The 12333-nt window shown below is 63.2% G+C and carries 11 protein-coding genes; 4 read left to right on the top strand and 7 right to left on the bottom strand.

Annotated features, from left to right (window positions below; translation table 11 throughout):
• Positions 1 to 220 precede the first annotated feature (220 nt).
• Positions 221 to 742 carry a GNAT family N-acetyltransferase gene (locus tag K9B37_RS04570; RefSeq protein WP_224312123.1) on the top strand — a complete coding sequence of 174 codons (522 nt, stop codon included), beginning with the start codon at positions 221 to 223 and terminating at the stop codon, positions 740 to 742.
• 117 nt (positions 743 to 859) lie between these two features.
• Complete coding sequence (gene ppa, locus K9B37_RS04565; RefSeq protein WP_224311647.1) at positions 860 to 1393, top strand: inorganic diphosphatase; 534 nt, start codon at positions 860 to 862, stop codon at positions 1391 to 1393.
• Between the two features lie 96 nt (positions 1394 to 1489).
• Here the strand turns inward: ppa and K9B37_RS04560 are convergent, their stop codons facing one another.
• Genes K9B37_RS04560 through bglB form a run of 7 tightly spaced genes read right to left on the bottom strand, consistent with a single transcriptional unit; the run spans position 1490 to position 10470 of the window.
• The gene (locus tag K9B37_RS04560; protein WP_224311645.1) at positions 1490 to 2557 is read right to left on the bottom strand and encodes an ABC transporter ATP-binding protein; all 1068 of its coding nucleotides are present in this window, start codon (positions 2555 to 2557) and stop codon (positions 1490 to 1492) included.
• Positions 2558 to 2585: 28 nt separating this feature from the next.
• On the bottom strand, positions 2586 to 3638 hold the full coding sequence (locus tag K9B37_RS04555) for a carbohydrate ABC transporter permease (protein ID WP_224311644.1): 1053 nt from the start codon (positions 3636 to 3638) through the stop codon (positions 2586 to 2588).
• Positions 3635 to 4663 (bottom strand): carbohydrate ABC transporter permease, encoded by a 1029-nt coding sequence (locus K9B37_RS04550; protein WP_224311641.1) that lies wholly within the window; start codon positions 4661 to 4663, stop codon positions 3635 to 3637. Before K9B37_RS04550 ends, K9B37_RS04555 begins: the two co-directional genes overlap by 4 nt.
• Positions 4664 to 4677: 14 nt before the next feature.
• Positions 4678 to 5949 carry an ABC transporter substrate-binding protein gene (locus K9B37_RS04545; RefSeq protein ID WP_224312121.1) on the bottom strand — a complete coding sequence of 424 codons (1272 nt, stop codon included), beginning with the start codon at positions 5947 to 5949 and terminating at the stop codon, positions 4678 to 4680.
• A gap of 25 nt (positions 5950 to 5974) precedes the next feature.
• Positions 5975 to 8509 (bottom strand): hypothetical protein, encoded by a 2535-nt coding sequence (locus K9B37_RS04540; RefSeq protein ID WP_224311640.1) that lies wholly within the window; start codon positions 8507 to 8509, stop codon positions 5975 to 5977.
• 26 nt (positions 8510 to 8535) lie between these two features.
• Complete coding sequence (gene kduI, locus K9B37_RS04535) at positions 8536 to 9369, bottom strand: 5-dehydro-4-deoxy-D-glucuronate isomerase (protein ID WP_224311639.1); 834 nt, start codon at positions 9367 to 9369, stop codon at positions 8536 to 8538.
• Entirely contained in the window at positions 9370 to 10470 is a 1101-nt protein-coding gene (gene bglB / locus K9B37_RS04530) for a beta-galactosidase BglB (protein WP_224311636.1), read from the bottom strand.
• A 130-nt stretch (positions 10471 to 10600) separates the two neighbouring features.
• Here bglB and K9B37_RS04525 point away from each other — a divergent pair, with 130 nt between their 5' ends.
• Positions 10601 to 11620 (top strand): LacI family DNA-binding transcriptional regulator, encoded by a 1020-nt coding sequence (locus K9B37_RS04525; protein WP_224311635.1) that lies wholly within the window; start codon positions 10601 to 10603, stop codon positions 11618 to 11620.
• A 147-nt stretch (positions 11621 to 11767) separates the two neighbouring features.
• Positions 11768 to 12256: a DUF2165 family protein gene (locus K9B37_RS04520; protein ID WP_224311633.1), complete on the top strand. Its 489-nt coding sequence runs from the start codon at positions 11768 to 11770 to the stop codon at positions 12254 to 12256.
• Positions 12257 to 12333: the final 77 nt, after the last annotated feature.

Below are 12333 nucleotides of genomic sequence, written 5' to 3'. Positions count from 1 at the left end.
TCTGTGCGGATTTACCGGTCGTTTGTTGGCCTTTGCCGCCGACTGCGGATCTGAGCTGTTTCCGCCGCTGGCCCTTGCGTCCTTTTGCCCGCCCCCGGCCGCTGCTCAATCCCTTATTAAGGCCAGGCCTGCACCCCCAAAGAGCGAGGCGCCGTTAACGGCCCGTTAACTCTGTCGGGCGGACACTTCACCCTTGGCTTTTCTCTTGGCCCAACCGTTCATGAGCGACCTTCTCGTCAGTATTCGCCACGCCAAAGCCGCCGATGCGGAGGCTCTCTCTCATGTCTTCGAGACCGCCTGGCGGGAGGCCTACCGGGGCATCATTCCGGGAGTGGCGCTGGAGAAGATGCTGACCCGGCGCGGGCCACGCTGGTGGCGCTCTACGGTAACCCGGGGCCGCCCCCTGGTGGTGATCGATCCCGGACAAGGGGTCGCGGGCTATATCTCCTACGGCCGCTGCCGTGACCGGTCCCTGCCCGCCGAGGGCGAGATCGACGAGTTCTATCTCCTGCCCGAATACCAGGGCATCGGCCTCGGACGCCGCCTGTTCCAGGCGGTGCGCAACGATCTGCACGACAAGGGCATGGACCGCATCGCCATCTGGGCGCTGGCGGACAACGAGCGCGCCTGCCGCTTCTACGAGGGGCTGGGCGGACGCCGTATCGCCCGGGTGGAGGAGCGAATCGGCGGCATTCCGCTGGCCAAAGTCGCCTATCTCTTCGGTGACGGCCGGCCGGCCTGAGCGAAGACTGTCACGGCTGGGCGGAAGAATTCCCCGAAAATCGCGTCGGCACCTTGTTGCTGGCGCCCTCACCGGTTAGGAAGCCCCCAAAGAAATCCCTCCTCGGAGAATGAGTGAATGCGCCTGGATGCGATCCCGATCGGAAAGAACCCGCCGGAGGACGTGAACGTCATCATCGAAGTACCGCTCGGCGGCGAGCCCATCAAATACGAGATGGAAAAAGAATCCGGCGCGCTTTTCGTGGACCGCTTTCTCTACACGGCCATGCGCTATCCGGGAAATTACGGCTTCATTCCCCACACGCTCTCTGGCGACGGCGACCCCTGCGACGTGCTGATCGCCAATACCCGCGCGATCATTCCCGGCGCGGTCATGAATGTACGTCCAGTCGGCGTTCTGGTGATGGAGGACAATGCGGGCGAGGACGAGAAGATCATCGCCGTGCCGTCCCACGCCCTCACCCAGCGCTATGACCGGGTCGTGACCTATACCGACCTGCCCGAGATCACTCTCAAGCAGATCGAGCATTTCTTCGAGCACTACAAGGACCTCGAGCCCGGCAAGTGGGTGAAGATCATCCGCTGGGGCGACGCGGAAGACGCGAAGCGCCTCATTCGCGAGGGTATCGAGCGCGCCAAGAAGAAAGCTTGAAGGAAAAAGCCTGAACGCTTTTCCTACCGACGGAAGGCCGGAGATGTCTCCGGCCTTTTTTTGTTGCGGAGAAATCGGGTGATTGTAGCCGATTCGTCAGGATCGCGAAATCACCCGGCCCTCGCCGTCGAAGACATGAACGTGCTCGGGTGCGAAGGTCACGCCGACGCGCTCGCCGATGGAGAAACGGCCCTGGCCCGGCGCCGTGACGGTGAAGGATTCTCCCTTCACCGTGCGTCCATGCAGAACCGTTTCCGCACCCAGCTGCTCCACCAGAGTCACTTCGAGCGGGATGGCCGCATCCTCCGGAGCCGTCAGCGTTACCGCGTGCGGGCGCACGCCGAGAACGATGGACGCACCCGTTTGAGCCGCGAGGCCCGGAAGCGGCAGCGTGCGGCCGTTGATGGAAACAGCGCCAGCAACAGCCGCCTCACCCTCGATGAAATTCATGCGCGGTGAGCCGATGAAGCCGGCCACGAAACGATTGGCGGGCTGGTTGTAGAGCTCGAGTGGCGTGCCGACCTGCTCGATACGGCCGTCTTTCAGCACGACGATCCGATCGGCAAGCGTCATGGCCTCCGTCTGGTCGTGCGTGACGTAGATCATGGTCGCCTTCAGGCTGTTGTGCAGGGCCGCGAGTTCGGCGCGCATGACGACGCGCAGCTCCGCATCGAGGTTCGACAGCGGTTCGTCCAAAAGGAAGATGCCAGGCCGACGCACAATGGCCCGGCCGATGGCGACACGCTGACGCTGTCCGCCCGAGAGCTGGCGCGGCTTGCGGTGGAGAAGCGGCTCGATGAGCAGCATCCGCGCGGCCTCCGCCACGCGCTTGTCGATCTCCGCCTTCGGCATGCGGCTGTTCTCCAGCCCGAAGGCCAGATTCTGACGCACGCTCATATGCGGATAGAGTGCGTAGGACTGGAACACCATGGCAAGGCCGCGATCGGCGGCGGACACGTCGTTGACGAGACGGCTGTCGAGACGGATCTCGCCGCTGCTGACCCGCTCAAGGCCTGCGATGACCCGGAGCAGAGTCGACTTTCCGCAGCCCGACGGGCCGACGAAGACCACGAACTCACCGTCGCGGATTGCGAGATCGATGCCGTGCAGAATGCGAACGGCACCGAATTCCTTGACGACTTGGTTGAGAACGAGGTCACTCACGGCGGTGTCTTTCTCGCGTTCACGGATGTCATTTCAGGCCGGTATTGGCGATGCCGGCGGTGATGTAGCGCTGCAGGAACAGGAAGATCAGCGCCACCGGCAGGATCGACAGCACCGTCATGGACAGCACATAGTGCCATTGCACGTTCAATTCGCCGGAGAACGCGTTGAGCCCGACCTGCAGGGTGTACTGCTCCTTCCGCGAGAGCACGATGAGGGGCCACAGGAAGTCATTCCAGCGCCACATGACGGAGAAGATCGCAAGCACCGCGAGCGCAGGCGCCGCCAGCGGCAGGACGATACGCCAATAGATCTGCCACTCCGAGGCCTTGTCCATGCGCGCGGCATCGATGAGTTCGTCCGGAATGGTCAGCATGTATTGCCGCAGCAGGAAGACACCGGTTGGCGTGGCGACGGTGGGCAGGATCACCCCCCAAAGTGTATCGAAGAGATTGAGCTGGTTCACCACCAGATAGAGCGGCACGACGATCACCGAGAGCGGCACCATCAGGGTCGCCAGGATGATCCCGAGCACCGCCGCCCTACCCTTGAACTCGTATTTCGAGAGCGCGAAGGCGGCCATGGAATTCACGACCAGCGTGATCAAAGTCGCCATGACGGTCACGAAGACCGAGTTCTGGAAATAGCGCAGGAAGTCGAACTGCCGCAGCGGCTCGCTGTAATTCGATGTCGCAAGGCTGATCTCGCGCACCGGCACGCGCTTGTCGATCGGTACCCGCACGATGGCCTGCGGGCTCTGCGGGTCGACCATCTGCGCCATGATCCCGACCCGGCGCACCTGCGCCAGAACCCGCTGGCTCCCGTCCTCCATCGTCACGCGGTAGAGCGGCAGCGGCTTGTCGTAGCCGGGGACCGTCGCCACCTGGGTGTCGAGCGGCAGCAGCGTCGGCGGGAACTCGGCCAGGGTCGCCGGGGTCTTGAAGGACGAGACCGTCAGCCACAGCACCGGCCCGAACATCAGCACCAGACCGATCGCAAGCCAGAGATAGGCGAGCATGTCGGTCCAGTGCCAGCTCTGACCGCCGCGGCGGCGCAGGAGGAAGGTGGTCAACGCGTTCATGCGCCCTCCTTTTTCGCGCGCCGGTTCGAAACCGCGAGCTGCAGCGCGGTGAGCGCCACGAGAACGATGCCCATCAGAATCGAGGCTGCCGAGGCGAGGCCGAGGTTGCGCAGCACATGGGCAAAGCCCGTCTCGTAGATGTACTGCGTGATGAACATGGTGCTGGTTCCGGGACCACCACCGGTGAGAACGAAAGCCTCGTCGAAGATCTGTACGGCGCGGATGAGGGCCAGGATCACGACCACGAGAAGGTTCGGCCAGAGAAGCGGCAGGGTGATGCGCCAGAAGGTGCGCAGGCGTCCAGTGCCGTCCATCATCGCCGCCTCGTAGAGGTCACGCGGGATCGCTTGGAGCCCGGCGAGCAGAATCAGCGTGTAGAATCCGAGATGAGCCCAGACGGAGACGAAGATCGCCCAGAACATGGCCCAGTGGCGTTCGGCGAGCCAGAGCGTACGCTCGAATCCGAAATCGAGCAGGATCGCGTTGAGCAGCCCGTCGCGCTGCAGGATCCATTTCCAGATCAGGCCGACGACCACCGGCGACAGCAGCACGGGGAAGAAGAAGACGCTGCGCCAGAAGCCGCGGCTGCGCATTTCGCGATTGAGCACCAGGGCCGTGCCCAGAGCCGCGAGGACCAGGACCGTCACCTGCACGACGACGAAGAACGCCGTGTTGTGGACACTCTGCCAGAACGCATCCTCCTGGCAGGTGGAGGGAATCGCATAGTTCTCGCAGTTGAGAAGCGAACGATATTGATCGAGACCGACGAAATGACGCCCGTCCATGAAGATCGCCGTGCCGCCAGTGAGCGAATAGGCGACGTTGATCGCCACGGGAATGAGCACGAACACACCGAAGATCAGCATGTTCGGTGCCAGGAACACGACACCCATTCCGCCAATGCCGAACCGCCGCTGCACAAAGCTCATGGGCGCGTTCAGCGCGGCCATGAACCAGTGGAACGGCAGGGCCAACAGCGAGGACAGGCTAGACGCCTGCCCTCTCTCTTCTGTCACGAGTGCCATGATGTCACGCCTCGTCAGCGGGAGGCCTCGGCGACCTTCTGCTTGATGTCGTCGTCGATCCGCGCATAGGCATCGTCGAGCTTCGCTTCGCCGGCGACTACCTGACCGAGGCGGCTGATGACGGCGGCAAAGATGGCGCCCGACCACTTGTAGCTCTGCATCTTGAGCGCGAGCGGAGATGCCGTCTGCGTCGCCTTCAGGAAGACATCGAGCGACTTCTTCACGTTCGGATCGTTCGACTTGAAGTCGACGCCTTTGGCCGCCACGCCCTGATGCGCAGGCAGGAACAGCGTGCGCTCGGAGAACTCGCGTACCACCGGCTCGCTCGCCAGATATTCCATCACGCGCGCGACTTCCTTGGGATGCTGTGTGTACTTCACGGCCACGAGACCGGCGCCGCCCGGCATGCCCGTGCAGGCGGCAGGCCCGCAAGGCTCCGATCCGGCCGACCAGTCGAACTTGTCGCCGATCTTCTGGGAGAACTGCGCCACCTGCCAGGAACCGGAGAAATAGACGGCGACCTGTCCGTTCACGAACTCGTCGTTGGCGCCCTTGTAGGTAGTGCCGGCCACGCCACCCCAGATCTCCTTGGGCATGGTGCCGTCCTTGTGCCAGTCGGCGATGCGCTGGGCCATGGCCTTGAAGCCGTCATCGATGACCGCAGGCTTGCCGTCGGGACCGATCACCTTCGCGCCCATCGAGATCGCAGGCCCCATGAAGCGGTGGCCGGAACGGTCGAAGGCGAGCGCGATCGGAATCTGCTGGCTCTTGGCGACCTTGCGGGCAGCGTCGGCCCACTCGTCCCATGTCGCCTTGTCGCCAGGGACGGGAACATTGGCCTGCTCGAACAGGGTCGTGTTCACTAAAGGCCCGGTGATGGTGAGCTGGGTCATGAAGCCGGGAAGCGCGTTGCTGCCGTCGTCGCGCATCCAGTCGAGCGTGTTGGAGAAGTTCTTCTCGAAGGTCGCGGCATCCTTGAGATGCGGCCGCAAGTCGAGCCAGTGCTTGGCCTGGGATTTCAACTCGACCACGCGGACGATATCCGGACCGCGCCCGGCCTCCAGCTGCACCGGCAGCTGATCCTTGATGATGCCGAACGCGACATTGTCGATGACGACCTTGATGTCGGAATTCTGGGCCTCGAAACGCTTGACGATGTCCTGCAGGACCTCGCCCTCGTTGCCGTCCGAGTACCACATGATGCGGACTTCGGTGGCGGCAAACGCAGTCGATGCGCTCAACGCGAGCGCCAGGGCCCCACAGGCCAGAGTTTTGAATCCTTTCATCATTTTCCTCCCATGATGAAGCTGTTCAGGCGATCTTGAGATGCTCTTTTTGTGGTCGTGATTGGGAGGGAAGCGCGATGGACGCTCCCTCCGGGTAGAGGGTCAGCTCGCCCGAAAGAGTCCAGCTCTTCGGATCGAGCCTCTCGGAGCCGGCCTGGACGATGCCGTCCGGGCCGCAGGCGACGATTCCATAGTCCGGATCGTTGAGGAGAATGGCGTTGTCCCCCCGATCCTGGGCCGACAATCCGGCGAAACGCCGGCCGAAGGCGGCAAGGCTTCCCTCCGTCTTCAGATCGGAGAGGCGGACGATCCAGCGTCCACGATGACCCGGCAGCCGAATCTCGCATCCTGCGGTCGGTCCCGTTGCAACCCGCTTCAGCACGCCGCTTGCAACGAGCAGACAGAGACCGTCGCCCGAGCGCACGAGAATCCGGTCGCCAAGATGGATGACTTCGTCCATCTCCGCCTCCGGCAGCCAGGCATGCGTGAAATCGGGCTGCGTGGGGTGAGCGTTGAAATCGAGGACCGCAAGGGACCGGTATTGGTGGGCGCGCGGTACGGTTCCGCAGCCACCCCAATAGGACGGGCGGCCGTAGCCGCTATGGATCACTTCGCCGGGATGATTGATCCAGATCTGCGATTCCGGACGGTTGCCCAGGCGCAGGTGAAGGATCGTCTCCTGATATCCCCACTCGCCCCAGCGATAGGCCGCGATGCTGCCGAGCGCATAATCCTTCGACTTGAAGTGATAGAGCGACGCAATTCCGTTCTCGCCCTGGCGATAGCGCCACTCATAGGCCTTGTCGCCGTTGTAATCGGCAAAGCTGGCGAGACTGTCGGCAATGGAAAGCCCGTGCTTCGCGAAGCAGAGAGCCAGCTGCGGCAGCGCATGGAAGCGGCGGCCGAGCCAGCCCTTGCCATAGGCCAGATACATGATGCCGGAGAGCTCCAGCGTCCGACCCGGCCGGAGCGTATGCTCGTAGCTGCGTCCCTGCGAAGCGGTCATGAGGCCGTGATGGCTCGACAAGGCCATGATTTCGAGGAGCCTGCGGATGGCCGCGCCGGAACGCTCGCGGATTCCCTTGTCTGGAGACAGCGCATAGAGAGCGCAAAGCCCCTTGAGGTCGATGGGGAAGTACGGAGCCGAATTCCACTCGGCCATCTCGCAGGCCTCGAAATGGGTGAGCCATTCCAGGAGGCGCTGGCGGCCGATCTCGGCCTGTTCCTTCCCCTTGCGGCCGGAACGCCGGAAAGTCTCTTCGGGGAACAGTGTGCCGGCGAGATGGCAGGCGGTGTGGAACAGCAGCGCGTGGTTCTCGCTGAAATACCACATGACGTCGTTGCCGGGCTCGTCCATCCAGTAACGGAAGCGCAGGATGACGTCGTCCATGCGGGCGCGCGTCTCCGGTGCGATCCGCTCCGGCCAGGCGATGCGCGACCACAGGAGCGGCACGAGGAGAAAGTCCGCGCAATCATGGCAATCGCCGATGATCGGCAGGCATGATTCGATGATGTGGTCAGTTTCCGGTCCGCCCCGTCCCAAAGCGAGACGCGCCAGCACCGCCACCATGTCTCGCTCGCCGTGCTCCGCCACGTGGTCGAGGACGGTTTGCGCCCTGGCCTGGATATCGGAAGGAACGGGCTTGTCCGTCAGGTGGCAGATCTCGACGCCGAGCACGCGCGTCGCCACGAAATCGCCGTCGCGCAGCGTGATGTCGAAATGGCGGAAATCGGCGGGAAGCTCGCTCGTGTCCGCCAGTGACACCCGGGTTGCGCCGGCAGGCAGGCGACGGTCGAGGGTGGCATTGCCCTCCGTCGACATGAAGTCGCCGCGCACTTCCACATGCAGACCGAGATCCCGATCCGATGCCTGATCGAACACGACGGCGACCTCGCCGCCACCGTAGAACGGCTTTTCGAACCGCATGCCTTCAAGGAGCTGCTCGATGGCCTTGGCACGATTGCCGTCGACCGGACACGGCATGGCAGTCGAAAGTCCCTCGCCCGACAGCAATTCAAGGCTGAAATAATAGCGGGCATCGCGCTCGCAGAGATCCGCAAACCAGACGCGGAGCTCGTTCAGCCCCTTTTGCAGGGAGATCTCGACCTCCACATTCTCCTCGAAATTGCGCTGGTAGCGGGTCAGTTCATGGACGCGCCGGCCGTTGACTTCGAGGAAGGCGCCGCCGCAGGTGGCGAAGCGCACCCGTGCCACCTGATCGCTTGGGCTCTCGACCATCGTCCGAGCCCAGCATTCGACACGCGTCGCGCGGAACCAGAAACCGGACAGATCCACCCGCGGCGAGCCGAAGGGCAGCCATACGCGCGTAGGCGCGAAGCTGGTGACGGGCTTCGGAGCCTTGCCGCGAAAGGCCGCGATGAAGTCCGTCCGGCACGGATATTGGTGCGGGATGAAGTTGCGGTCCTTGGTCAGGAAGAAGAACGCATCCATCTTCCCTTCCATGGTGCGGTCCGGAACGTCGTAGCGCTCCTCATGCACGCTTCCGAGCTGCCAGTGGGCGATGGCGTCGCCGGTTTTCAGAGGAGTGGTCAGATGCATCCTGGGCGTCCCCGAACCTGTTGTCATTATCGCAGCGTGCTGACCGGAACCGGGTCTACGTCGGTGTATTCCTGGTTCTCGCCCGTCATGCTCCAGACGAAGGCGTAAGGCCCCGTGCCCGCGCCCATGTGGATGGACCATGCCGGCGAGAGGATGGCGTCGCCATTCGCCACCATGAGATGGCGCGTCTCGTCCGGCCGACCCATCAAGTGAACCACCCGGTCCTCGGCCTCCATGTCGAAATAGACATAGGCCTCCATGCGCCGCTCATGCAGATGCGGCGGCATAGTGTTCCAGACGCTGCCATGCGCGAGATCCGTAATTCCCATGAGCAGCAGTGCAGAGGGGGCCACCTGAGGATGGATGTACATGCGCAGGGACCGCTTGTTGGCGCGCCGCTCCTCGCCGAGTTCGAGGAGTTTCGACTGACCCTTCGTGATCAGCCGGTTTGGGATGTCGACCTGCGACGGAACGGAGGTCATGTAGAAGCATGCTGGATTGTTGGGATCGGCGCTCTGCATGCGCAGGCGCTTCGTGCCGCGCCCGACATAGAGGACGTCGCGGTTGGCGAGATCGAAGCTCTGATCGTCGGCTTCAATGCGCCCCGGTCCGCCGAGATTGGCGATCCCCATCTCGCGATAGGAGAGAAGATGCGGCGTGCCGATGGCCGTGCCGTCGCCGATCTCGACCGTGCTGGTGACGGGGCTGCAGCCGCCTAGGATCATGCGGTCGATATGAGTATAGACGAGCCGCGCCTCATCCTTCGGAAAAACGTTCTCGATCAGGAAGGTCGAACGCAACTCCTCCGTCGAGAGTTGGCCGATCTTTTCCGGGCCGGCGCCATATCGCACCTCGATCATCTATGCGGACTCCAATTCAACATCGTTCGTATGACGGACGGCCTCGGCCAGAAGCAGGATCGCCAGCGCCTGGCCATAACCCGTCGGCTGCAGCGGAATGTCGTGGTAGAATTGCAGATTGCGGCCCATCCGCGTGCCATAGGAGACGTTCTGCAGGGTGCCGGTCTCGTCGATATTCGACAGCACGTAATCGAGAGCCCTGAGACCCGCCTCGCGTGCGTCCTCCCCGAGGATGCCGAGCCTCGCGCCTTTCAAGAGGCCGTAGCCGAAGCCCGCCGTGGCGGACGCTTCGAGATAGGACGTCGGATCGTCGACAAGCGTATGCCAGCCCCCGCTCTTGTCCTGGTAGCGCAGGAGCGCGGCCGCCTGCGTGCGCAGGCAGCCGAGGAGAAAGTCCCTCACGCCGCCTTCGATGCCGCCGAGTTCGATGAAGTCGAGAAGACCTGCGGTGATCCATGCGTTACCGCGCGCCCAGAGAGCGCCGGCGAAGTTGTGGCGACCCTCGAAAGTCCAGCCGTGATACCACAGGCCGGTCTTGCGATCGGTGAGGTAATGCGTGTGAAGCAGGAACTGCCGCACGGCCTCGTCGATGAGATCCCGGCGGCCTGCGGCGCGTCCGTAGCTGGCGAGAAACAGGCCGACCATGAAGAGCGTGTCGTCCCACAGCTCGCCCGGATTGACGCTATCCGACACGATATGCTGGAAGCCCCCCTCCTCGGTCCGCGGCAGGTCGTCCATGACGATTCCGGCCCAACGCTCGAGAGGCTCTTTCCAGCGCGGATCGCGGGTCCTGTCCCAGAGGATCGAGAGCGCCAGCATCGGCGCGGTGGTGTTGACGTTGGCCTTGGGCAGAGGTCGGCCGAGCTGGCGCTGGTACCACGCTTCGACGAGCTGGCGATGCCGGTCCTGGCCGCTGAACTCCCAGTAGCGCACGAGACCATAGATCCCGACGCCCTGCGGCCATTCCCAACCGTCGAAGCTGATGTAGTCGCCTGGAGTCCCGTCGAGATTCGGCTCATGGAAACTACCGTCGTGCTGCAACGCGACCATTCCATCGACCAAACGGTCGAGCTGACGGATCAGGCGATCCCGTTCCCACATCGGCGCTTCATCCCTGGCGTTCTTCTGAACTTGGGAGGAGTTTTCATGAATGGCACGAGTTGCGCAACATGAAAATTTTTTGCAGAGTGGCTTCTATCTAGAGCCGACTGATGAACCTGCGGATATCGCTATGAAATCAACCCTCGGACGGAGCCGCCTCCGCGACATCGCTCTTGCCTGCGACGTCTCCATCAGCACGGTGTCCCGGGCCCTCGCGGGCCAGAAAGGGGTGCGGGAGGACCTTAGGCAGCGCATCCTTTCTGCCGCCAAGCACGTCCGCTATCCCTTGCCCACCATGGCCCGTGGCTCACGAATCGCCGTGATCGCCAGCAAGGCGGCCATGACCGATTACAGCCGCACCCAGTTCACCTGGCACGTTCTGGAAGGCCTGAAATCGTCGGCCGCAGCGCATGAGCTGGAGATCTCGCTCATTCCCCTCCCAGACCCGGACGAGAATCGCGCACCGCTCGTCGAGGCCCTGGAGAGCGAGGACATCTGTGGCACTCTGTTGCTCACGGTGGACGACCTTCAAGTACTCTCCCTCGTCGCGGAGAGTGGAAAGCCGGCGGTCCTCATCAACGGGGACGATCCCCTGATGCGCATCTCCAGCGTCAGCCCGTGCAATCGCTCCGCAACGCGGCTCGCTTGCGATTATCTCATCGGCCTGGGGCACGAACGCATCGCCTTCGTCATGCGGCCCGGCCGCCTGACCATCCAGCGCCGCCTCGAGGGCTGGCGCGACGCCTTGCTGGAACACGGACTAGCCTGCCCGTCCGACGACATCATCGAGGTGGAGGACTGGACGCCCGAATGTGCGGAACGCGCCATCGGTGACCGGCTCGACAAGGGCACGCTCCACGTCACGGCCTTCCTCTGCGCCGCGGACAGTCTGGCCCTCGGCGTCCTGTCCGCGCTTGCAGCCCGCCAGATTCACTGCCCCCGCGACGTATCCGTGATGGGGATCGACGATTTGCCGATCTCCGACCTGCTGACGCCGCGCCTCACGACCATGCATATTCCCGCGCGGGAACTCGGGGAGACGGCCGTCGAAAGCCTGATCGGCCTCACGGAGGGCGGACCGCATCTGGTGCGCCGCACGGAGCTCGCTTGCCGCCTGATCGTGCGGGATTCGACGGCAACCGTGACCTGAAGCATCTTTTCATACAAAGCCGGTTCCTATTTTGCGTTTGATGCTCCTGTTTCCGGCAGCCACTCTCCTTGCGCCTGACGGACTCTGGTCCTAACAATTCCGTCCATGCCGCAGTGGAATTGCGCAGCCGGCATGGAGAAGTGAGACATGATGATCCGCCTGTCGAAGACCATCATGGTGGCGGCGATCGCCCTCTTCGCGACTCTCGTCGGCTTCGGCAACATCACCGATTACGGCACCAATTTCGCCTTCGTGCACCACGTCCTCGACATGGACACCTTGTTCCCGGATACGACGATCCGCTACCGGGCGATCACAAGCCCGGCCCTGCATCAGGCGGCCTATCTCCTGATCATCGCCGCAGAGGTCGCCACGGCACTTCTTTGCTGGATCGGTGCCTTCAGGATGTTCACCGCCATTCGGCAGAATGCCGCCACCTTCCAGGCATCGAAATCCTTCGCCGTGGCCGGGCTCACGCTGGGCTTTCTCGTGTGGCAGGTGGGCTTCATGTCGATCGGCGGCGAATGGTTCGGAATGTGGATGTCGCAGCAATGGAACGGCGTGCCTTCCGCCTTCCGGTTCGTCGTGACGATCCTGGCCGTCCTGATCTATGTGGTGCTGCCCGATCAGGATTAGCCTTGGAAGGCGCTGACCCTGCCTCCGGCAAAGTCCTGATTGCAGATCAAGGCTACGACGGCGCGTCCCTTTGGACG

Origin of the sequence: Microvirga puerhi (assembly GCF_020089865.1) — a bacterium.
In the GTDB taxonomy this organism is placed as follows: domain Bacteria; phylum Pseudomonadota; class Alphaproteobacteria; order Rhizobiales; family Beijerinckiaceae; genus Microvirga; species Microvirga puerhi.
Note: the sequence above shows the minus strand (reverse complement) of the source record. Positions and strands in the feature narration are given on the sequence as shown.

What these genes read in the sequence shown, in the direction of transcription:
- K9B37_RS04540 (WP_224311640.1), bottom strand. Translation starts at nt 8,509, where the DNA reads ATGCATCTGACCACTCCTCTGAAAACCGGCGACGCCATCGCCCACTGG.
- K9B37_RS04545 (WP_224312121.1), bottom strand. Translation starts at nt 5,949, where the DNA reads ATGAAAGGATTCAAAACTCTGGCCTGTGGGGCCCTGGCGCTCGCGTTG.
- ppa (WP_224311647.1), top strand. Translation starts at nt 860, where the DNA reads ATGCGCCTGGATGCGATCCCGATCGGAAAGAACCCGCCGGAGGACGTG.
- K9B37_RS04570 (WP_224312123.1), top strand. Translation starts at nt 221, where the DNA reads ATGAGCGACCTTCTCGTCAGTATTCGCCACGCCAAAGCCGCCGATGCG.
- K9B37_RS04520 (WP_224311633.1), top strand. Translation starts at nt 11,768, where the DNA reads ATGATGATCCGCCTGTCGAAGACCATCATGGTGGCGGCGATCGCCCTC.
- kduI (WP_224311639.1), bottom strand. Translation starts at nt 9,369, where the DNA reads ATGATCGAGGTGCGATATGGCGCCGGCCCGGAAAAGATCGGCCAACTC.
- K9B37_RS04555 (WP_224311644.1), bottom strand. Translation starts at nt 3,638, where the DNA reads ATGAACGCGTTGACCACCTTCCTCCTGCGCCGCCGCGGCGGTCAGAGC.
- K9B37_RS04525 (WP_224311635.1), top strand. Translation starts at nt 10,601, where the DNA reads ATGAAATCAACCCTCGGACGGAGCCGCCTCCGCGACATCGCTCTTGCC.
- bglB (WP_224311636.1), bottom strand. Translation starts at nt 10,470, where the DNA reads ATGTGGGAACGGGATCGCCTGATCCGTCAGCTCGACCGTTTGGTCGAT.
- K9B37_RS04550 (WP_224311641.1), bottom strand. Translation starts at nt 4,663, where the DNA reads ATGGCACTCGTGACAGAAGAGAGAGGGCAGGCGTCTAGCCTGTCCTCG.